Raw genomic sequence first — 20,220 nt, 5'->3', positions numbered from 1 at the left:
GTGTTTTTGTTTATGCGCCTGCTTTTATAATGGGTGCTGTTTTCAATATCTGTTTTAAATATCTATTTTGCATTTTCGCTGCCGCTTTTAGCTAGTACTGGAACCCATTCTAATGAGTCAGTCTGATTCTCAGCCACGAGAAGAGATAAACCAACTGCGCGTCGCCTTGGATGAGGCCAATCACCGCTACTACATCCTGGATGAACCGACACTGACGGATGCCGACTACGACCGCAAGCTACAGCGTTTACAGCAGTTGGAAGCCAGTTATCCCAATCTAATTACCAGCGATTCGCCGACCCAGCGGGTGGGTGCCGCCCCGGCGGACGGTTTTTTGTCTGTGGCGCATGCCATTCCCATGCTGTCGCTGGATAACGCCTTTAGCCGCGAAGATATCCTCACTTTTGCCGAGCGTGTGGCTGATCGCCTGGAATGTGCTGCCGATGAAATTACCTTTAGCTGCGAGCCTAAGCTTGACGGCGCCGCCGTGTCGCTCGTTTACGAACAAGGCAGGTTAGTGAGCGGTGCGACGCGAGGCGATGGCCGTAGCGGTGAAGGCATTACCTCTAACCTGCGCACGCTGCGCTCGGTGCCGCTGAAGCTGCTGGGCAACAACGTGCCTGCGCTGCTGGAAGTACGTGGCGAGGTGATTATGCGCCATACGGGTTTTGAAGCGCTTAACGAGCGCGCGCGAGAAGAAGGCAGCAAGGTATTTGCTAACCCGCGCAATGCCGCTGCCGGCAGCTTACGCCAGCTAGATCCGCGGATTACCGCAAAACGTCCGCTAGAGTTTCACGCTTATCAAGCTGCGCGTTTAGAGCCCGAGCTGGGTGATACTACCCATAGTGAGCTGATGACACGCCTATCTACGCTAGGATTTCGCGCAAGCGCCGCGTTAGACGTGGTCAAAGGCCCGCAAGCGGTTGCCGACTACTGTGAGAAGCTAGGCGAGCAGCGCGATAGCCTCGGCTTTGATATCGACGGTGTAGTGATTAAGGTTGATGACCTGCGCCATCAGCGTGAGCTGGGCTTTGTCGCCCGGGCACCGCGCTGGGCGGTGGCATTTAAGTTTCCAGCCCAGGAAGAAGTCACCACGCTTAACGATGTGGAGTTTCAGGTGGGGCGCACCGGGGCAATTACGCCCGTCGCGCGGCTGGAGCCTGTTAGCGTGGCGGGCGTGACGGTATCGAATGCAACATTGCATAACGCTGATGAAATCAGCCGCTTAGACGTGATGGTCGGGGATACGGTGTCGATTCGCCGCGCAGGCGATGTGATCCCACAGGTGGTTCGGGTGCATACGGAGCTGCGGCCGGCGGACGCTAGAGCCATTATCTTTCCTGAGCACTGTCCGGTGTGCGATTCACAAATTGAGCGACTTGAAGGTGAGGCGGTGGCGCGCTGCTCGGGCGGCCTATACTGCGCTGCCCAGCGTAAAGAGGCGCTGAAACACTTTTCCAGCCGCAAAGCGCTGGATATTGATGGCTTAGGTGAAAAGCTGATTGTGCAGCTAGTGGATCTTGACTGGGTCAAAACGCCGGCGGATCTGTTTCACTTAACGGTTGAAAAGCTGCAAAGTCTGCCGCGCATGGGTGAAAAATCCGCTACCAACCTGGTCGGCGCGCTTGAAAATGCTAAGGCGACCACGCTTGCGCGGTTTATTTACTCGCTGGGTATTCGCGAAGTGGGCGAAGCAACGGCGGCTAACCTAGCCAATCATTTTGGTACGCTTGAAACTATTCAGGCGGCAGAGCTGGCGGCGCTGGAAGCCGTGGGCGATGTTGGCCCCATTGTCGCTGCTCATGTGCATACTTTTTTTCGTCAGCCCCATAACCAGGAAACCATTGCGGCACTGCGCGACGCCGGTATTACTTGGCAAGAAGCGGTCGTCACACAAGGCCCTACACCGCTGGAAGGGCAAACCTGGGTACTGACCGGCTCGCTGGAAAGCATGACCCGCGACGAAGGTAAGGCACGCTTGCAGGCTTTGGGGGCCAAAGTGGCAGGCAGTGTTTCGAAAAAAACCACGTGCCTGGTCGCTGGCGAAGCAGCTGGCAGCAAACTGACGAAAGCCGAGCAGATGGGCGTTGACGTCATCGACGAGGCTACTTTTATTGAACGCTTGGCAGAGTGGGAACAGCGCTAATGGGCCGATTTATTGAAGTACCCGCACGAATGCTGCCAGAAGAAACGTTGAATGCGCTGTTGGAGGCCTTCGTTACCCGCCAGGGTTACGATACGACCGACACGACTGGCGAGGGCATGCACGGCTGGGTCGCCGAACTGAAAAAACAGCTGTCGCGCAATGAACTCATCATTGCGCATGACCTGGAGCTAGAGATGACCGAAGTCATGACCCTAGCTCAGTGGCGCTCCTTTGGCCGTGACGTGGCCGACGATGAAGAGGAAGGCGACTACTGAGCGCGGATAGTCGCGCTAATAATGCGTCGTCCTGGATGCAGGTGATCAACCAGCGGTACTTCTAAAGGTATTGGCTCATCGCACAGCCGCGAAGCAATCAGCTCGGCACATAGCGGCGCGCTGGCCAAGCCCCGCGAGCCGTGCGCGGTGGTTATCCACAGCCCCCTATGATGCTCGCCACGCTTGTCCGGCACGCGAGTGGCATCTTTGCTGAGCACGCAATAGTCGGCCCGCCACGTATCCGCTACCGGCACCGGCCCTGCGTAGGGGCTTTTATCTGGGCTCGCGGCACGCACCGCTGCCCGGCCCTGCAGGTTTTCAGGGCTAAGATTAATGCCCGCCTGTTCTAGCTCTTCAGCCAGGGCGGGCAGCGTTTGACGCAGCTCGTCAATGTTGCGCTGATGGTCGGCCGCTGACACATCGTTGGTGGCGTTGTTGGGCACAAAGCTTGCGCCAAAGGTTAATACGCCATCCAATGCCGGCGCGACATAGCCACCGGCACATACCACGCGACTAGGGCCTGCCACCTGTTCGGGTAGATTGATTTCACTGACCTGACCACGCACAGATTGCAGCGGTAGCGCCAAGGTTTGCGCAAAGCGGTTGGCTAAATGGGCGCTGGCAACCACGACCTGATCCGCCTCCACGATGCGGCCATCGGCTAAATGAATCTGCCAGCCCTGGCCAGAAGCACAATCAGCGTCTTTGCGATCAAACGATGCGGCGTCGCCCTGCAGCAGTGTGATGTTCGAATGGCTTAGCAAGTGCTCACATAGCGCCTTAGGCCGCACCCAGCCCGCCTGCGAATAAAATAGTCCGTGAGACGCGTTAATAGTCAGCGACGCCGCATCGGTTAGCGCAGGATTTTGCATCGCAGAGACGACCTCGCTAGGCAGCGGGTGTTGCTCAATAAAGCGCTGCTGGCGAAGCGCCTCTTTATCGCCACTAGCGAGTTGAATGACGCCACAAGGTTGCCATAAAGGAGATGCAGACAGCGGCTGTGTGCAACGCTGCTGGGCCAGCCAGCGCTGGCTATAGAGCAGCCCGGCGAGATAAACGCGGCTTTGATGGTTGGTCTCTGCGGCAAGCTTCACATACAGCGCGCCCTGACGGTTGCCGGAGCCGCCCGCACCAGGGGCCTCACGCTCAATGACCGTCACCTGAACGCCGCGCCGCGCTAGCGCCGCCGCCACGCTACTGCCCGCAAGCCCCGCGCCGATTATTGCTACGTGCTTAGCCACTTCAATAGAGGGCGGCGTAAACCAGGGAGTTTTCTCACGCCGCTGATCGCTGGGCGGCGACTCAATACTGCCCGCCAGCATTTCTCGTTTACGGCCATAGCCCGGTACTTTTTGCCAGTGAAAGCCTGCCGCTTTTAAGCCACGCTTCACAATGCCCGCGCAGGTAAATGTCGCAAAGGTAGCGCCGGGGCGCGAACGTGCTGCTATGGCATTAAACAGTGCCGGGTGCCACATGTCAGGGTTTTTGGACGGCGCAAAGCCGTCCAAAAACCAGGCATCTACCTGGCCATCCAGCTGTTCTAAGCGCTCGGTGGTATCGCCAAAATGCAGGTCGAGGGTAACTCGCTCGGTTAAGTGCAGGCGATGAATGCCGCTGACGGCGGCCGGCCACTGGGCACACAGCACCTGTGTATAAGCAGCCAGTGAGGGCCAAACGGCTAGGGCACGCTCAAGCGCCAGGCGATCAAAAGGATATTTTTCGGTGGATAACAAATGCAGCCGAGCATTAGGAGGCGCGTGTTGTTCAAAGCACGCCCAGGCGCAGAGCATATTTAACCCTGTGCCAAAGCCCGTTTCGCCAATGACAAAAGGGCGCGCCAACGTCCAGCTGGCAAAACGTTCAGGAAGATGATTGGCTCCGAGAAACACGTGTTCCGTCTCAGCGCGGCCATCGCCACGGGTAAAATAGATATCATCAAATGCTGCTGAGCGGGGCGCACCGTCTTCATTCCAGGTAAGTGTGGGCGTGGTTAGCGCCGCGAGGAGGGGCAAAGCGGTTGGACGTTGGGCCACGCAGGCATCCTTCGTAGTGATAGTAGTGATAGTAGTGATAGTAGTGATATCAGTGGTGATGTCATCGATGATGACGTAGTGATCAACCGATGGTTAAAAAATGATCAAAGTGTTGATAGCAGCGCTATCTCTGGCTTAGCGAAAAGCGTCCGCCGGGTTTGCACAGAGTTTTCCACAGGCACTGTGAAGAACTTTGTGCCAGCCTGACGAACACCCATAGGGGTCTATTAAAATCAAGGCAGCACTTTTTTGAATGGCTTCACAACGACTTTGGCATAGACCCCGGTAATCATGAAAGGGTCGGCATCGGCCCAGGCTTTAGCCGCTTCCAGGCCGTCAAATTCTGCCACGACCAAGCTGCCTGAAAACCCTGCGTCACCCGGGTTTTCAGCATCAATGGCAGGGTGAGGGCCCGCCAGCACCAAGCGGCCTTCATCGCGTAGTGCTTCTAGGCGGGCTAAATGATCAGGGCGAGCCGTCAGTCGACGCTCTAGGCTATTGGCGACATCTTCACTAAGAATGGCATACAGCATTGAGTATAACTCCTTGATTAGACGAGGTTGCGACGGTAGCGCTAATTGACCATGTGATTATAAGCGCGCACCATATCTGACGCACCGTTCTCACATGCTACTTTGAAATACCGTTTCTGACAGACAGGGAGCGGTTAAGTAACGACTGAACAGCATTTCAGTTTTCCCAATGCTCATTCTGACAAACTGGCCACACGGCGTCATCTTATGCCTCAACTTCCGTATACCTTTGATGCCGATCAGCGCTACCCGGTTGATTTGCACATGCACTCCACCGCTTCTGATGGTGCGCTAACGCCCACTGAGCTTGTAACGCTGTGTGCAGAGCGTGGGTTAACGCATATGTCGCTGACTGACCACGATACCATGGACGGCATCGACGAAGCGGCTCGCGCGGCTGAGCAAGCGGGGCTGTGCCTTGTCGCTGGGTGTGAGTTATCCACACGCTGGCAGGGCATTAATATTCATGTCGTGGCACTAATGCCCGGCGGCCTGCAGGGGGCGATGGTCGAAGGCTTGATTCAGCAACGTGATGCGCGTATTCAGCGTGCAGAAGTGATTGCCGAACGGCTGGAAAAAGTGGGTTTAAGCAACGCGCTGGAAAAAGCGCGTGTGCAGGCTGGTAGCGACCGCCCCTTGGGACGCCCAGACTTTGCCCGTGCGCTGGTCGCTGAAGGCTTAGTGCCCGATTGGTCAAGCGCCTTTAAGCGCTACCTGGGCAGCGGCAAGAAGGGCGATGTCAAAGCTCACTGGCCGGAAATTAGCCAGGTGGTGGCATGGGTGGTGGCATCTGGCGGCGTCGCTGTGATTGCGCATCCACTGCGCTATGGCTTAACGCGGCGCAAGCGTGGCTTGTTGATGGACACGTTTCAGGCAGCAGGCGGGCAAGCGGTTGAACTGATCAGCGGCCAGCAGAACTCGGACAGCACCCGCGATTTAGCCCGCCAGCTTGCTGAGCGTGAGCTTTATGCCTCTCTCGGCAGCGACTTTCACTTCCCCGGCAGCCATGCGGCGCCAGGCAGTATGAGCCTAGTGCCACGCACGGCTGCCCCTCCCATATGGCAGCACCCGCGGTTACAGCATTTACGTGACGCGCAGCCCGGCCTGCTGGCAAGCGCCTAGGCCGGTGTTTGTCGGGCGGTAACGGCGTGCTTTTAATGACGTACTTGTAAAGACGTACTTATAAAGACACTGGTAAAGACTGGGCCACGTCAACGCCAGGTCAGCTATGCTATATAGATAGGATTTAAGGATAGGAGCAGTTTCATGAGCCAGTATTTTCAGATTCACCCAGAAAATCCCCAGAAACGTCTAATCGACCAGGCTATTGCGATCATTCGTAAGGGCGGCGTTGTGGCGTATCCCACCGACTCAGGCTATGCCCTGGGCTGTCATTTGGGCGAGAAAAAAGCGGTTGAGAAAATCAAATGGCTGCGTTCGCTGGACGACAAGCACAACTTTACGCTGGTGTGCTCTGATTTGTCAGAGATCGGCACTTACGCCAAAGTCGACAACGACGTTTTTCGGCTGCTGAAAGCCCACACGCCAGGGCCTTACACGTATATTTTGGATGCCACCTCTGAAGTGCCTCGTCTATTGCTGCACCCTAAGCGGCGTTCTATTGGCGTGCGCGTGCCGGATCACCGCATAACTCATGCGCTATTAGCCGCGCTGGGTGAGCCGTTGATGAGCGTGACGCTAATTCCGGTGGGAGAGACATTGCCCATGAACGACCCGGAAGAGATTCGCGAGCGTTTTGGCGCCCATTTGGACGCCATTATTGACGGCGGCGCCTGCCACTTAGACCCAACAAGCGTTATTGATCTGCGCGAGCTGCCGCCCAAAATCATTCGTGAAGGGCGGGGCGATATTGCTCCTTTCGTAGGCTAAAAGCTCTCTTCAAGGCAAATCCCCGGCTCGTAGCATGATCGAGGTGGCGGTTTGTCTTTTTTTAGTTATTTGATTGTTCAATGAAAATAAAATATGATCCTAATGATTCTTTTCGATAATAAATCGTGATCCTTTAAGGCGCGGAGTCGCCTCGTCTTTTTGAGATCACCTAGCCCAGGAGATCATTCAATGAAGATGCTTTTCACTTCTCGCCTCTGCACCTTTGCTGCCTTAGCCAGCCTTACCGCTCTACCGCTGACCAGCCACGCGGACAGCGATGACGCAGAAATGTGTGCCCAGGAAGCTTATGCGATGGGCCTACGCTATCAACAGCAGTCTGCTGAAGCCGCAGCCCTTCAGCGTCAGGGTTTTGCTCTCGCCACCTACCGACTCAAAGATCAAATTGAAGCTCATGGTGGCAGCGACGGCTTAGCCATCATGACCGACCTGGATGAAACGGTGCTGGACAATAGCGCGCTGCTGGTTCGCGACATGCAGGCGTGCCACGACTACACCGCTTGGGATACTTGGAAGCACTGGGAGCGTGAAGGTGAGCCGCGTTTAATGCCGGGCGCCAAAGCGTTCCTGGATTACGCGGATGAGCAGGGCGTGGCTATTTTTTACGTTTCTGATCGCTACCAGGAGAATGAGGCCGACACAATCGCCACGCTAGACGCGTTAGCGCTGCCCCAAGTATCTGAGCAGAGCGTGATGCTGCTGGGGCCTGCTAAAGAAGAACGGCGCGCGGAGGTGGTTGAGAGTCACACGCTGGTCATGCAGTTAGGCGATTCGTTGCACGATTTTGCGGATGATTTTGCAGGTGCCGACCTTGCCCAGCAGCACGAGCTTGTAAACGATAATGCAGAGCGCTTTGGCAAGGATTGGATTGTATTCCCCAATGCGACCTACGGTGCTTGGAGTGAGGCCGAGTTAGATGCCTGGGACGCGCCGCTCGAAGCGGAGTGATCCTTAATACTCCAGCCCCTTGATCTCTTGTTACCTCAGTAAAAGAGAACTGCGCGTCCCAGGTTTCGTTATCCTGGGGCGCGTTTTAGTCTTCGTCTTGTTTTTCTTCATCTTGTTTTTCTTCATCTTTCTTGCGCGGGTCTTCGCTGTCCTCGTCTAACCAGGTACCACAGCGCATGCAGTAGCGGGCGCGTTTGTCATGCTGCTCATGCCCGCATCCGGGGCAGGTTTCTTCCGAGTGGCGATCTTCACGTATCGAGCGAATCACCTGTGCCGAGAAAATACCGGTGGGCACGGCGATAATCGAGTAGCCGAGTAACATCAGCACCATGGTGATCGCCTTGCCTAACGGTGTCGCAGGCACGATGTCGCCATAACCCACCGTCGTCATGCTAACGATAGCCCAGTACATCGACATGGGAATGCTAGTGAAGCCTGCCTCCGGCGATTCGATGGTGTACATCAAGGCCGCAAATAGCGTCACCACCATCAAAATAGAGAAGAAGAACAGCAGAATCTGGTGCAAGCTGCGCTTCAGGGCATCGATTAGTAGGTTGGCTTCACCGACAAACGCCATCAAGCGAAAAATACGGAAAATACGCAGTACTCGTAGTAGCCGCACAATCACCAGTGCATGGGCGCCGGGTACTAAAAGAACGAGCCAAGTAGGTAAAATCGCAATTAAATCGACGATTCCATAAAAGCTTTTGAGGTAGAGAAGAGGACGTTCCAGGCAATAGATGCGAACGAGCAGCTCAATGCTGAACAGCAGCGTCAGTACCCATTCCGTGTAGAAAAATATGTCCCCGTAGCGCTCAGCATAAATTTCAATGCTGCCCAGCAGAATCACCGCGACGCTCACCAAAATGGCCACAATCAAGGCGATATCAAATGCTTTCGCCCCCGGTGTGTCGGACTCGAATATGATATGAAACAGGCGGCTACGCAGGCCTTCCGTGGCTGGCGTTAGGTGAAAATTCATTGCGTCATCCTGAAGTGGGCACTCATTCAGCGCTAGCGTAGCGCGGTTTAGTACGCCAAGCGATAGGCGAGTGCTAACGCCGCGCTGCCGTAAGCGGCCTGTGGCTGGCCTTGGGCGTCCAGGGCGCTCGGCAGTGCCAGGGCATAAGTGCGTGCAAGGGCATCTAACTCAGGATGTTCCGCCAGCGTGTTGATAGCCTGATGGGCTTTTGCTAGAAAGCTTGCTTGCTGGCTGTCATGGTAGGCATCTAGCGCCAGCGTGGCGCGGTGCAGCCATTGCGCCGGGGTTTGCGCGTCGGGTAACGGCCAGTGCTGGGCACTTAGCATATTACCGCGCGCTGCTTTGCTGCTGTCTGATGGGCGCAGAGGAACCTGCTCAGCAAGCGCCAGTGCTAATGTCCAAAGCGCCTCTGGCTCCCCCCTTTTTAACTCAAGCTCTATTTCACAGATAGGCGTGCGGTAGCTACCGCTAATAATCTCGCCTTGATCCAATACCAGCTCAATATGGTTGTCAGTCTCGGTTGCAGCGATGCTTGAAAGGCCGCTGGTTAACTGCCAGCAGCGCCGCGTGAAGTCAGTGCGTAACGTCGGAACGAGTGAGGGCAGCGCCTGCGCAAGCTCGCCTTGAAAAGGGGGCAGCTTGGCAAGCGCCGTGAGGTCTAGCTGCGGACCGGGAGCTTGCCACTCCCACTCTTGGCGTTGAGAAAGCCCGCCGCTACCTTGACCTACTGTTTTGACAGTGTGCAGCACGTTACCATCGATTTCGCGCAGGCGAACGGCAATACGCGCTTTGGCTAAATCGTTTGTCGGGGTATCGAAATAGATGTTGGCCAATGCGTGTTGAGATACGGGAACTGAAGCGAGAAGAGGGTGTTGGCTTAGCGCAGCCAGCCCCGTGGGGGGAAGCGCCAGCTTAATCTCTACTTCTAGAGGAATGGGGGTTTTCATGGCAATCGCCACCTCGTTATCGTGACATATAGATGAATATTTGATTACATTTATGAACTTTTCATGACGGCGGCGAGCGCACTCTTTATACTGGCGCCGCCATTTCCAGGCTTTCCGAAAACAGGCTAAAAGGCATTATGGTTACCTCCAATCCTTTTTCTTCGATGTTTGGCCGCTCGCCATTCCAGCCGTTATTGGCCCATATCGTCAAGGCAAACGAATGTGCCGACCAGCTGTTGCCGTTTTTCGAAGCAACCCTGGCAGACGACTGGATCAAAGCGGCTGAGCTGCGCGAAAACGTCACCCGCTTAGAGCATGACGCTGATACGCTGAAAACTGAGTTGCGATTGAACCTGCCCAACACCATGTTTTTACCGGTGTCGCGGTCTGATCTGCTTGATCTCATTAGCGTACAGGACAAAATCGCCAATAAGGTGCGCGACATTACCGGCATCATGATGGGCCGTAAAATGCGTGTGCCGGATGAGCTGGCTGAACCGATGCGCGATTATATCCGCACAAGCGTTGCTTGTGTTGCGCAAGCCCGTCAGGCATTGGAAGAGCTCAAAGATCTGCTTGAGTCAGGCTTTGGACGTAACGTCGCTGACGTCATGCATCGAATGATCCGTGAACTGCATATTCTCGAACACCAGGCCGATGACCAGCAGGTGACTATTCGTCGCCAACTGTTCGCGCTTGAAAGTCAGCTGCCACCCGTCGATGTGATTTTTCTTTATAAAATCATTGAATGGGTGGGTGAATTATCTGACCGCGCCGAGCGCGTGGGTAGCCGCTTACAGATTCTGACAGCCCGCTAAGGGGACTTGTATGCTGATTATTGCCCAGCACGGTGAAATCTTCATTATCCTGGCCTGTTTGTTCGGCTTCTTTATGGCTTGGGGCGTTGGTGCAAACGATGTAGCCAATGCCATGGGAACCTCGGTGGGGTCGAAAGCGATCACCATCAAGCAAGCCATCCTTATTGCCGTTATCTTTGAGTTTCTAGGCGCATGGCTCGCCGGTGGTGAAGTCACCGCCACCATTCGCGGTGGGATACTCGACCCCGAATTATTAGAAGCCAATCCTCAGCTATTAGTTTACGGCATGTTGTCGGCACTGTTAGCTGCCGCCATTTGGTTGTTGATTGCTTCAGCACGCGGCTGGCCGGTGTCTACCACGCATTCTATCGTGGGTGCTATCGTCGGTTTTGGCGCGGTGGGCCTGGGGGTTGATGCGGTGGCGTGGGGCAAGGTAGGTCAAATTGCCTCTAGCTGGCTCATTTCGCCGCTGCTCGCGGGTACCATCGCCTATGTCCTCTTTAAGTCTGTTCAGCATCTGATTTTTGAAAGCAGCGACCCGCTTGCAGCGGCTAAGCGCTACGTACCCGGTTACGTTTTCCTGGTGGGCTTTATTGTCTCGATGGTCACGCTGACCAAAGGCTTGTCGCACGTAGGTTTAAACCTCAGCTTTGGGCAAAGCCTGTTGCTTTCGATTGTGCTCGGCATCGCCATTATGGGTCTGGGTATCGTTATGCAGCGACGCATTAAGTTCGAGCAAAATGCGAACGACCACTTTGGCTACGCTAACGTTGAACGCGTGTTTGGCGTGCTGATGATCTTTACCGCTTGTGCAATGGCGTTTGCGCACGGCTCGAATGACGTAGCGAACGCAGTGGGCCCTCTCGCCGCGGTCATTAGCGTTGTACGTAGCGACGGCGTGATCGACAGCGCTGCGCTAGTGCCCTGGTGGGTGCTTATGCTGGGCGGTGCGGGGATCGTGGTCGGCCTTGTAACCTACGGTCACAGAGTGATTGCGACAGTGGGTACCGGCATTACCGAACTCACCCCAAGCCGAGGTTTTGCCGCCACCCTGGCTGCCGCAAGTACCGTCGTATTGGCCTCGGGTACCGGCTTGCCTATCTCAACGACGCATACCCTGGTTGGCGCTGTGCTGGGGGTTGGTTTAGCGCGCGGCATGGCCGCCCTTAACCTGCGCGTGATTGGCACCATTGCTATTTCGTGGCTGATTACGCTGCCCGCGGGCGCAGGCCTAGCTATTTTGTTCTTCTTTATGTTTAAAGGCATGTTTGGCTAGGCCGGCTCTACTAGCTTGGTCTTATTAACTTGGTTCTGGTAAATCGGCTCGGCTAAATCAGCCAAGCAGGCATGAAAATAACGGCGGCACTCTTCATCGCGATCTGCATGAGAATTAGCAGATATGCAATTGAAGGTGCCGCTGTTTTTTATGCTCTGTTAAAGTAGCCCAGTTGAACGTGATAACAGCCTGTTTCTTTCACCTGCTGCCGGAGAGCGGCCCTTGGATACGCGCTTCCCCTTTGTTGATTGGTTTCGTAACGCTTCCCCCTACATTAATGCGCACCGGGGGCGAACCTTTGTCATCTTAATTGAAGGCGAAGCGATGGCCTCTGGCCGCGGGGAGCAGCTGATTCAAGATTTAGCGCTACTGCATACGCTGGGCGTGCGCTTGGTCGTGGTGTTTGGCACTCGCCCTCAGGTACAGGAAGCCTTAACGACGGCGGGCGTTGAGCCCACGCGTATTGATGGCCGCTGGGTCGCCGACCGCGCCGTGATGATGCACGTGGAGCAAGTCGCCGCGCACCAACGGCTGTGGTTAGAAGCGCGGCTTTCCCTTGGGCTGCCCAGCACGCCGCTGCACGGCGTTGAGCTTAGCGTGATCTCTGGCAATCTCGTGACCGCCAAGCCGCTCGGCGTAAGAGAAGGTGTAGACTTTGACCATGGCGGGGAAGTGCGTCGCGTGCGGGCCAGCGCCATTGAAGGCCTGCTGGAGAAGGGCTCGTTAGTGCTGCTGCCACCGCTGGGCTTTTCAAGTACGGGCGAGGTGTTTGATCTGGATGCCGCCGAAGTCGCTCAGCACGCCGCCGTGGCGCTAAAGGCCGATAAGCTGATTCTGCTCGGTGAATCCGAAGGCTTAGATGATGAGTGTGGGGCACTGCTGCGCCAGCTTTCTCCGGCAGAAGCGGAACCGCGTTTAAACGCCGCATTGCCAGGCAGTGAATTAGCCCGCCATTTACAGGCCGCCTGCACGGCGGCACGGCAGGGTGTAGCGCGCACGCATCTCCTTTCCTGGCGCAACCATGACGCTTTGCTGGGCGAGCTTTTCACTCGCGACGGCGTGGGCACCATGATTACTCAGCATCGCTACGAACAGCTGCGCCCGGCCACGCTCAACGATGTGACGGGCTTACTGGAGCTGCTAGAGCCATTAGAGCGCCGCGGCATGCTGGTTGCGCGCTCAAGAGAACGTTTAGAGCACGACATCGATGACTACATGGTCATTGAGCGCGACGGCATGGTGATTGGCTGCGCGGCGCTACATGTGTTCTCCGAGACGCGCATTGCCGAGCTGGCCTGTGTGGCGGTACACGACAGCTACCGCGGCGGTGAGCGCGGCGAAAGCTTGGTGGAAGCCTTAGAGCGTCGCGCCCGCCAGAGGGGGCTTAGCGAGATATTCGTGCTCACTACGCATACCGCGCACTGGTTTGTTGAACGCGGATTTCACGCTGCCAGCCTAGATGATTTGCCACCGCTTAAACGTGAGGCCTACAACCACGCGCGCAAATCGAAAGTGTTGGTGAAAGCACTGGCTTAGCCCATGAGTAGCCGGCTGAGGAAGCCGCCGCCGACCAATAACAGCACAAATAGTATGAGTCCTAGAATAAAGGGACGAATACCTAATTCGACGAGCGTTGCTATTCGTGTACCGAAGCCTAAGGCGGCCATGGCCATCGCTAATGCCATCTGCCCAGCGAACGCCAGCGTCTGACTCAAGGCGCTGGGTAGCGTTATGAGACTATTAACGCCAACTGCCGCCATAAAGCCGAAGGCAAACCAGGGTACAACCAGTGTCCCGGTTTTAATGCCCGTTCCAGAGGCATGCTGTTGACTCCACCATTGCCCGATAATCAGCAGAAAGGGAATGAGCAACATCACTCTGACGAGTTTGACGATAACGGCATTAGTGAGCGCTTCTTGGCCCACTGCATCGGCTGCGGCGACGACTTGAGCCACTTCATGAACGGTTGCCCCAATATAAACGCCATAGAGCCCTTCACTCATCCCCGTCAGTGGATACAGCAAGGGGTAGATAAACATTGCTAGCGTACCAAACAGCACTACCGTTGCTACTGCGATAGACGCGGCAGCGGGCTTAGAACGAATGGTAGTTTCAGTGGCCAGGACTGCGGCGGCACCACAGATAGCACTGCCGGCACAGGTCAGTAGCGTCGTTTCGCGGTCCATCCCCAGCAGCCGAGTGCCGATTTGATAGCCGGCGACTAAGACAGTGCAGACCACGACTATATCCAGCAGCAACGCCCACGGCCCGAGTGCAAAGACTTGTTGTACCGTCAATGAAAAACCGAAAAGTACGACCCCGCCTCGAAGCAACCAGCGGGTGGCAAAGTCCAGCCCTGGCTGAGTACGCGTAAAATGATGTGCCAGCGGCAGGTTGCCTGCTATCAGCCCCAGGAGCAATGCGGTCACTAATGGGCTGATGCCGCTGGATGCTAGCCAGGGCAGGTAGGTCAGTACAAAGCCTGCAAACGTTAATGCGCTACAGAGAAGTAGGCCTTGCCACATGAGTTAATGCCTTTAATATGGATTTATAGTTAGTCTATTAAGAAATAAGTTTATGCATTAACATTTAATAATAATATAGCTATTCGGTAGAGCCGATGTATGACACCGCATGTAACGTTTCGCCAGCTCCAGGTTTTTGTTTGTGTCGCTCAGGATGGCACTGTGATTGCCGCGGCTCGGCGCTTAAGCTTGTCTCAATCAGCCACCAGCCAATCACTGGCTGATTTCGAGCGGCAATTAGGGGTTGATCTCTTTGAGCGGCTGGGTCGCCGGTTACGGCTCAACGATTTAGGACGATCCCTTTTGCCTAGAGCCGAGCGTCTGCTTGATGGTATGGCTGAATTCATCGCCGCTGCTGAGGAGCCTGAAGGTGGGTTGCGAGGAACACTTATGGTGTCGGCAAGCACGACTATCGGTACTTACCTACTGCCTCCTCTGGCAGGTAATTTTTGTAATGAGCACTCGGAAGTGGACCTGCGCTTAAGACTTCGTAATACGAGTGATGTCATTACAGATTTGCTGCATTTTGATGCAGATATCGGTTTGATAGAAGGGGTGTGCCACGAATCACGTTTAGTCAGCCAGGCGTGGCATAAAGATAAGATGGTGATCATCTGCTCTCCTGGGCACGCTTTGGCGCAGAAAAAACAGTTGGATGACGCCGACTTGGACCAGGCTGCATGGATTCTCCGTGAGCCCGGCTCCGGGACTCGAGATGTGTTTGAATCCGCAGTATTGCATCACGTTGAGCGGCTGCAGGTGCGTATGGAACTCAGTCAGAGCGAAGCTATCAAGCAATCGGTAAAGGCAGGCTTTGGGCTGGGTTGTTTGTCATATCTTAGCGTGGTGGGCGAGCTTCAGCGCGGCGAGTTAGTGGCACTTGAGAGTAAACTGACACTCTCCAGATCTTTTTCTTTGGTCTGGCATCCGGAGCGATATCGAAGCCCGCTATGGCAGGCATTCAAAGTGTTCTTGCTGGACGATGGCAATTTCCCCTACGCTAATATTCACTATTAGCCAAGAGTATTAGGATTTTAAGCGCCGCTTAACTTCGACATTTAATCTGCCTTCCCCGAGCTTCACGGTGAGCTTTTGACCTGGCTGAGTATCCGCGGCGCGTCGAACCACCTGACCCTGTTCATCTTGGGCAATCGCATAGCCTCGCCCCAATACGGCCAGTGGGCTGACTGCATTGAGCTCCCGCGCAGCGCTGGTTAATCTCGCCTGCCGACTCTCAAGCTGGCGCTGCATCGCCGTACCCAGGCGGCGCTGCAGCTGGCTGACGCGTTCCTTTTCTGCACGGTGCAGGCGCGTCATATCCTGGCTGGTTAACCGTCTGCTCAGCTGTGTTACTTGCGCTTTTTGCTGGTCGAGCGTTTGCTGCATGGCGCGATTCAAACGCTGATTAAGGCCAGTTAAATGCTGGCGCTGGCGGTTAAGCTGCTCGCCGGGGTGGCGCAGCTTGGCGCGCAGGGTATCCAGGCGTTGGCTATCGCGTTCCAGGCGTGCCTGCATGGCTCGAAGCAGGCGGCTGTGCTGATATTCAAGCTGGCGCTTAAAGGTGTTTTGATCGGGCACCAAGCGCTCGGCAGCGGCAGAAGGGGTGGGGGCGCGCATGTCTGCGGCAAAATCCGCCAGGGTGACATCGACCTCATGGCCCACCGCCGACATGACCGGCAGCCGGGAATGGAAAATCGCCCGCGCCAAATGCTCGTTATTAAATGCCCACAGGTCTTCAAGGCTCCCACCACCGCGGGTCATGAGAATCACATCGCGTTCAGGATCTAGTCGCGCCTGGCGATTGAGCAGGGCCAGCGCCGATATCATCGCCGGTGCAGCCTCTGCTCCCTGCACTGGCACGGGAATCAGCGTGACATCTGCCAATGGCCAGCGGGCCTCCAGCACTGCCAGCACATCACGAATGGCCGCTCCGGTGGCAGAGCTTAAGATTAAAATTTTACGCGGTGGGAAGGGCAGCGGCCGGGCATTGGCAAACACGCCTTCGCCTTCCAGCTGCGTTTTTAAGCGCTCAAATGCCGCCAGCAGCTCACCCAACCCCGCCGCCTGCACCGCGTCGGCAATCAGCTGATAATCGCCGCGCGGTTCGAACAGCGACACCCGCCCACGCAGCTTCACCTGATCACCATCGCGCATGGGTGCCGACACAAACCGCGCCCGCTGACGAAACAGCGCGCAGCGAATCTGCGCCCGGTCATCTTTCAACGTGAAATAGACATGGCCCGATGCCGGGCGAGAGACGTTAGACAGCTCGCCTTCCACCCACACTTCGCCCACATCGCGCTCAAGGGTTTGCTTGGCACGCTGGTTGAGTTGGCTAACGGAAAGCGCCTGGGGAAGCTCTGGCATGATTTAATCTCAAAAAGCCGAATCGTAAATAAATAACAGCGGGTTAAGCCTATCATTAAGCCGTCATAAAAAAACGGATTAGCCATTGGTCGCAGTTTGCTAGCGTCTCCGCATTGCTGGGGCGGCCTTCAAAACGCTATAATAGGCGATTAACCTTTCACGCCCCACTTCTCCTCTTCCATCAGGGTGTTGCCGCTATGCTACGTATGGCCCAAGAAGCGCTTACGTTCGATGACGTACTCCTCATTCCTGGCTTCTCCGACGTTCTACCCAAGGATGTCAGCCTCAAAACTCGCCTGACCCGCAATCTCTCGCTCAATATTCCCCTTGTTTCTGCCGCGATGGACACCGTTACCGAAGCCCGTTTGGCGATTGCCATGGCTCAGGAAGGCGGTATCGGCATTATTCATAAGAGCATGGCAGTCGCTCAGCAAGCAGCCGAAGTGCGTAAGGTCAAAAAGCACGAAAGCGTCATTGTTAAAGACCCGGTCACCGTTAGCCCCAAAGCGAAGCTGGAAGACCTGCTCAGCATGGCGAAAGAGTACGGCTTTTCGGGCTTCCCGGTGGTTGAGGGCGAAACGCTGGTCGGTATTGTGACCGAGCGCGATATGCGCTTTCAGCCCAACGTAGGCGACAGCGTGGCCGATATCATGACCCCGCGTGAGCGTCTGATTACCGTGGCCGAAGGCACCGAGCTTGAAGTCAGCAAAGCCAAAATGCGCGAACACCGCATCGAAAAAATGCTGATCGTTGACGATGAGTTTCACCTGCGCGGTTTGGTGACCTTCCAAGATATCGAAAAAGCCCGCACCTACCCGATGGCCGCTAAAGATAGCGATGGCCGTTTGTTGGTAGGTGCCGCGGTGGGCACCGGCCCTGAAACGCCGGACCGCATCGCTGCATTGGTTGAAGCAGGCGTTGACGTGCTGGTTGTCGATACGGCCCACGGCCACTCTAAAGGCGTTATCGACCGTGTACGCTGGGTCAAAGAACATTATCCTGACCTGCAGGTGATTGGCGGCAACATCGCCACCGCCGCAGCCGCTGTTGCGCTGGCTGAAGCCGGTGCAGACGCCGTTAAGGTCGGTATCGGCCCAGGTTCTATCTGCACCACGCGCGTCGTGACCGGCGTTGGCGTGCTGCAAATCACCGCGGTTGCCAACGTTGCGGAAGCGCTTAAGCCGTTTAATATCCCGCTGATTGCCGATGGCGGCGTACGTTATTCTGGCGATATCGCCAAGGCGATCGTCGCTGGCGCCAGCACGGTGATGCTGGGCAGCATGTTTGCGGGTACGGAAGAGGCGCCCGGTGAAGTTGAGCTGTTCCAAGGGCGTACGTATAAAGCCTACCGTGGCATGGGTTCCATGGGCGCGATGTCTCAAACGCAAGGCTCCTCGGACCGCTACTTCCAGAGCAAAGATGAAGGTGTTGAGAAGCTGGTGCCGGAAGGTATTGAAGGTCGCGTACCTTACAAGGGCCAGATGACCGCCATCGTGCACCAAATGCTGGGCGGCCTGCGTGCCTCCATGGGCTACACCGGCTGTCACGACATCGAAGAAATGCGCACCAAGCCCGAGTTCGTCAAAATTACCGGCGCTGGTATGGCCGAATCTCACGTTCACGACGTGCAGATCACCAAAGAAGCTCCCAATTACCGGGTGAGCTAACCAGCACGTTTAGATAGATGGCGCGGCGGGCTTTGCCCCGCCGCTTGCTTTTTGGCCTTACCAGCGGCACCCACACCGCTTAACCGAGACCCCGCCATGAGTGACATTCACGCCCACAAGATTCTGATTCTCGACTTCGGCTCACAGTACACCCAGCTGATCGCTCGCCGTGTACGCGAGATCGGGGTGTTCTCTGAAGTTCGCGCCTTCGACATCACCGAAGAAGAGATCCGCGAGTACAACCCTAACGGCATCATCCTCGCCGGTGGGCCGGAATCCGTGACCGAATTGGACTCCCCGCGAGCGCCGCAGTGCGTGTTCGAAATGGGCCTGCCGGTGTTTGGTATCTGCTACGGCATGCAGACCATGGCCGAGCAGCTAGGCGGTAAAGTGGAAGGCTCCAACCAAAGCGAGTTCGGTTACGCGCAGATCCAGATCGACGTCGACAATGCGCTGTTCAACGGCATTAAAGACCACGTAGACACCGCTTCCGGCAAGACTCTGTTAGACGTGTGGATGAGCCACGGTGACAAGGTAGCCAAGGCGCCGGACACCTTCACCGTAACGGCTTCCACCCCCAGCTGCCCGATTGCCGCCATGGCGTGGGAAGAGAAGCAGTTCTATGGCGTACAGTTCCACCCGGAAGTGACCCACACGCTGCAAGGCCAGCGGATTCTTGAGCACTTCGTGCTGAATATCTGTAAAGCCGAGAAGCTGTGGACGCCTGCGCAAATCATCGAAGACCAGGTACAGCGCGTACGTGACCAAGTGGGCGACCGCCACGTACTGCTCGGCCTTTCCGGCGGTGTCGATTCTTCTGTAGTGGCCGCGTTGCTGCACAAAGCGATTGGCACCCAGCTGACCTGCGTATTCGTCGACAACGGCCTACTGCGTAAGCAGGAGGGCGACCAGGTCATGGAAACCTTCGCCAAGCACATGGGCGTGAAGGTGATCCGCGTAGACGCCGAAGACCTGTTCCTCGGCAAGCTGAAAGGCGAAAGCGACCCGGAAGCCAAGCGCAAAATCATCGGCAACACCTTTATCGACGTGTTTGATGAAGAAGCCAATAAAATCGACGGCGTCGAGTTTCTGGCCCAAGGCACCATCTACCCGGACGTGATCGAATCCGCCGCCTCTAAAACCGGCAAATCGCATGTAATTAAATCCCACCACAACGTGGGTGGCCTGCCAGAGACCATGAAGCTCAAGCTGGTCGAGCCGCTGCGCGAACTGTTTAAAGATGAAGTGCGCAAACTCGGCCTGGAGCTCGGCCTGCCCTACGATATGGTCTACCGCCACCCGTTCCCTGGCCCCGGCCTGGGCGTGCGCATTCTGGGTGAAGTCAAAAAAGAGTACGCCGACATCCTCCGCGATGCCGACGCCATCTTTATCGAAGAACTACGCGCCTCCGGCTGGTACGAAAAAACCAGCCAAGCGTTTGCGGTGTTCCTACCGGTGAAATCCGTAGGCGTAGTCGGCGACGGCCGCCGCTACGAATGGGTCATCGCGCTCCGCGCAGTAGAAACCATCGACTTCATGACCGCCCGCTGGGCGCACCTGCCCTATGAGCTGCTGGAGAAGGTTTCCAACCGGATTATCAATGAGTTGGGCGGGGTTTCGCGGGTAACTTATGATGTGAGCAGCAAGCCGCCTGCTACGATTGAGTGGGAGTGACCACACTTTCGGCATAGACCAGTAGCGATTGGCAATAAACACTCCGGAAGCCCGTGTATATGCGGGCTTTTTGTGTTTTGGCGTTGGTAAATTCAGAGTGCTCTGCATAGCCAAGCATAGT

Annotated in this window: 17 protein-coding genes; 11 read left to right on the top strand and 6 right to left on the bottom strand. The window is 56.1% G+C overall.

What is annotated here, in order from left to right; genetic code table 11:
* The first annotated feature begins 112 nt into the window (after positions 1-112).
* Together ligA and ACT3RP_RS03010 are read left to right on the top strand one after the other, a co-directional pair.
* Positions 113-2,146, top strand: a complete 2,034-nt coding sequence (gene ligA / locus ACT3RP_RS03015; protein WP_483393208.1) for an NAD-dependent DNA ligase LigA — start codon at positions 113-115, stop codon at positions 2,144-2,146.
* Positions 2,146-2,421, top strand: a complete 276-nt coding sequence (locus ACT3RP_RS03010; RefSeq protein WP_193062733.1) for a YheU family protein — start codon at positions 2,146-2,148, stop codon at positions 2,419-2,421. The genes ligA and ACT3RP_RS03010 overlap by 1 nt, the downstream gene beginning before the upstream one ends.
* On the opposite strand, the gene mnmC is transcribed toward ACT3RP_RS03010, so the two are convergent.
* Positions 2,415-4,454 (bottom strand): bifunctional tRNA (5-methylaminomethyl-2-thiouridine)(34)-methyltransferase MnmC2/FAD-dependent 5-carboxymethylaminomethyl-2-thiouridine(34) oxidoreductase MnmC1, encoded by a 2,040-nt coding sequence (gene mnmC, locus ACT3RP_RS03005; RefSeq protein ID WP_483393207.1) that lies wholly within the window; start codon positions 4,452-4,454, stop codon positions 2,415-2,417. The genes ACT3RP_RS03010 and mnmC overlap by 7 nt on opposite strands.
* A gap of 233 nt (positions 4,455-4,687) precedes the next feature.
* On the bottom strand, positions 4,688-4,987 hold the full coding sequence (locus tag ACT3RP_RS03000; RefSeq protein ID WP_193062729.1) for a YciI family protein: 300 nt from the start codon (positions 4,985-4,987) through the stop codon (positions 4,688-4,690).
* Between the two features lie 207 nt (positions 4,988-5,194).
* Here ACT3RP_RS03000 and ACT3RP_RS02995 point away from each other — a divergent pair, with 207 nt between their 5' ends.
* The 3 genes from ACT3RP_RS02995 (at position 5,195) to ACT3RP_RS02985 (ending at position 7,843) form a co-directional block, all read left to right on the top strand.
* The gene (locus tag ACT3RP_RS02995) at positions 5,195-6,109 is read left to right on the top strand and encodes a PHP domain-containing protein (protein WP_483393206.1); all 915 of its coding nucleotides are present in this window, start codon (positions 5,195-5,197) and stop codon (positions 6,107-6,109) included.
* Positions 6,110-6,253: 144 nt separating this feature from the next.
* Positions 6,254-6,877 carry an L-threonylcarbamoyladenylate synthase gene (locus ACT3RP_RS02990; RefSeq protein WP_096281960.1) on the top strand — a complete coding sequence of 208 codons (624 nt, stop codon included), beginning with the start codon at positions 6,254-6,256 and terminating at the stop codon, positions 6,875-6,877.
* A 189-nt stretch (positions 6,878-7,066) separates the two neighbouring features.
* Entirely contained in the window at positions 7,067-7,843 is a 777-nt protein-coding gene (locus ACT3RP_RS02985; protein ID WP_096281959.1) for a 5'-nucleotidase, lipoprotein e(P4) family, read from the top strand.
* Positions 7,844-7,928: 85 nt separating this feature from the next.
* On the opposite strand, the gene ACT3RP_RS02980 is transcribed toward ACT3RP_RS02985, so the two are convergent.
* Positions 7,929-8,825 (bottom strand): ion transporter, encoded by an 897-nt coding sequence (locus ACT3RP_RS02980; protein ID WP_483393205.1) that lies wholly within the window; start codon positions 8,823-8,825, stop codon positions 7,929-7,931.
* 47 nt (positions 8,826-8,872) lie between these two features.
* The gene (locus tag ACT3RP_RS02975; RefSeq protein WP_483393204.1) at positions 8,873-9,772 is read right to left on the bottom strand and encodes a CYTH domain-containing protein; all 900 of its coding nucleotides are present in this window, start codon (positions 9,770-9,772) and stop codon (positions 8,873-8,875) included.
* A gap of 137 nt (positions 9,773-9,909) precedes the next feature.
* Here ACT3RP_RS02975 and ACT3RP_RS02970 point away from each other — a divergent pair, with 137 nt between their 5' ends.
* The 3 genes from ACT3RP_RS02970 (at position 9,910) to argA (ending at position 13,402) form a co-directional block, all read left to right on the top strand.
* The gene (locus ACT3RP_RS02970) at positions 9,910-10,590 is read left to right on the top strand and encodes a TIGR00153 family protein (protein ID WP_096281956.1); all 681 of its coding nucleotides are present in this window, start codon (positions 9,910-9,912) and stop codon (positions 10,588-10,590) included.
* A gap of 10 nt (positions 10,591-10,600) precedes the next feature.
* Positions 10,601-11,866 (top strand): inorganic phosphate transporter, encoded by a 1,266-nt coding sequence (locus tag ACT3RP_RS02965; protein WP_096281955.1) that lies wholly within the window; start codon positions 10,601-10,603, stop codon positions 11,864-11,866.
* Between the two features lie 222 nt (positions 11,867-12,088).
* Positions 12,089-13,402, top strand: coding sequence for an amino-acid N-acetyltransferase (gene argA / locus ACT3RP_RS02960; RefSeq protein ID WP_483393203.1), 1,314 nt, complete (start codon positions 12,089-12,091; stop codon positions 13,400-13,402).
* Here the strand turns inward: argA and ACT3RP_RS02955 are convergent.
* Positions 13,399-14,391 (bottom strand): YeiH family protein, encoded by a 993-nt coding sequence (locus ACT3RP_RS02955; protein WP_483393202.1) that lies wholly within the window; start codon positions 14,389-14,391, stop codon positions 13,399-13,401. The genes argA and ACT3RP_RS02955 overlap by 4 nt on opposite strands.
* A gap of 99 nt (positions 14,392-14,490) precedes the next feature.
* Here ACT3RP_RS02955 and ACT3RP_RS02950 point away from each other — a divergent pair, with 99 nt between their 5' ends.
* Complete coding sequence (locus tag ACT3RP_RS02950; protein WP_096281952.1) at positions 14,491-15,408, top strand: LysR substrate-binding domain-containing protein; 918 nt, start codon at positions 14,491-14,493, stop codon at positions 15,406-15,408.
* A 9-nt stretch (positions 15,409-15,417) separates the two neighbouring features.
* Here the strand turns inward: ACT3RP_RS02950 and xseA are convergent, their stop codons facing one another.
* Entirely contained in the window at positions 15,418-16,758 is a 1,341-nt protein-coding gene (xseA, locus tag ACT3RP_RS02945) for an exodeoxyribonuclease VII large subunit (RefSeq protein ID WP_483393201.1), read from the bottom strand.
* Between the two features lie 197 nt (positions 16,759-16,955).
* Between xseA and guaB the strand changes: the two genes are divergently transcribed.
* Entirely contained in the window at positions 16,956-18,425 is a 1,470-nt protein-coding gene (gene guaB / locus ACT3RP_RS02940) for an IMP dehydrogenase (RefSeq protein ID WP_096281950.1), read from the top strand.
* Between the two features lie 96 nt (positions 18,426-18,521).
* Positions 18,522-20,099, top strand: coding sequence for a glutamine-hydrolyzing GMP synthase (gene guaA / locus ACT3RP_RS02935; protein WP_444624493.1), 1,578 nt, complete (start codon positions 18,522-18,524; stop codon positions 20,097-20,099).
* The last annotated feature ends 121 nt before the right edge of the window (positions 20,100-20,220 follow it).

Source organism: Halomonas sp. AOP5-B2-8 (genome assembly GCF_052376475.1).
GTDB lineage: Bacteria > Pseudomonadota > Gammaproteobacteria > Pseudomonadales > Halomonadaceae > Vreelandella > Vreelandella casei.
The sequence above is the reverse complement of the archived record's forward strand: the minus strand, read 5'-3'. Positions and strand labels throughout refer to the sequence as shown.

Excerpts from the sequence above, each read along its gene's own strand:
- ACT3RP_RS03000 (WP_193062729.1), bottom strand. The coding sequence starts at position 4,987 with ATGCTGTATGCCATTCTTAGTGAAGATGTCGCCAATAGCCTAGAGCGT.
- ACT3RP_RS02955 (WP_483393202.1), bottom strand. The coding sequence starts at position 14,391 with ATGTGGCAAGGCCTACTTCTCTGTAGCGCATTAACGTTTGCAGGCTTT.
- ACT3RP_RS02950 (WP_096281952.1), top strand. The coding sequence starts at position 14,491 with ATGACACCGCATGTAACGTTTCGCCAGCTCCAGGTTTTTGTTTGTGTC.
- ACT3RP_RS03010 (WP_193062733.1), top strand. The coding sequence starts at position 2,146 with ATGGGCCGATTTATTGAAGTACCCGCACGAATGCTGCCAGAAGAAACG.
- guaA (WP_444624493.1), top strand. The coding sequence starts at position 18,522 with ATGAGTGACATTCACGCCCACAAGATTCTGATTCTCGACTTCGGCTCA.
- xseA (WP_483393201.1), bottom strand. The coding sequence starts at position 16,758 with ATGCCAGAGCTTCCCCAGGCGCTTTCCGTTAGCCAACTCAACCAGCGT.
- ACT3RP_RS02985 (WP_096281959.1), top strand. The coding sequence starts at position 7,067 with ATGAAGATGCTTTTCACTTCTCGCCTCTGCACCTTTGCTGCCTTAGCC.
- ACT3RP_RS02990 (WP_096281960.1), top strand. The coding sequence starts at position 6,254 with ATGAGCCAGTATTTTCAGATTCACCCAGAAAATCCCCAGAAACGTCTA.
- ACT3RP_RS02975 (WP_483393204.1), bottom strand. The coding sequence starts at position 9,772 with ATGAAAACCCCCATTCCTCTAGAAGTAGAGATTAAGCTGGCGCTTCCC.
- ACT3RP_RS02965 (WP_096281955.1), top strand. The coding sequence starts at position 10,601 with ATGCTGATTATTGCCCAGCACGGTGAAATCTTCATTATCCTGGCCTGT.
- ACT3RP_RS02980 (WP_483393205.1), bottom strand. The coding sequence starts at position 8,825 with ATGAATTTTCACCTAACGCCAGCCACGGAAGGCCTGCGTAGCCGCCTG.
- ACT3RP_RS02970 (WP_096281956.1), top strand. The coding sequence starts at position 9,910 with ATGGTTACCTCCAATCCTTTTTCTTCGATGTTTGGCCGCTCGCCATTC.
- ligA (WP_483393208.1), top strand. The coding sequence starts at position 113 with ATGAGTCAGTCTGATTCTCAGCCACGAGAAGAGATAAACCAACTGCGC.
- guaB (WP_096281950.1), top strand. The coding sequence starts at position 16,956 with ATGCTACGTATGGCCCAAGAAGCGCTTACGTTCGATGACGTACTCCTC.
- ACT3RP_RS02995 (WP_483393206.1), top strand. The coding sequence starts at position 5,195 with ATGCCTCAACTTCCGTATACCTTTGATGCCGATCAGCGCTACCCGGTT.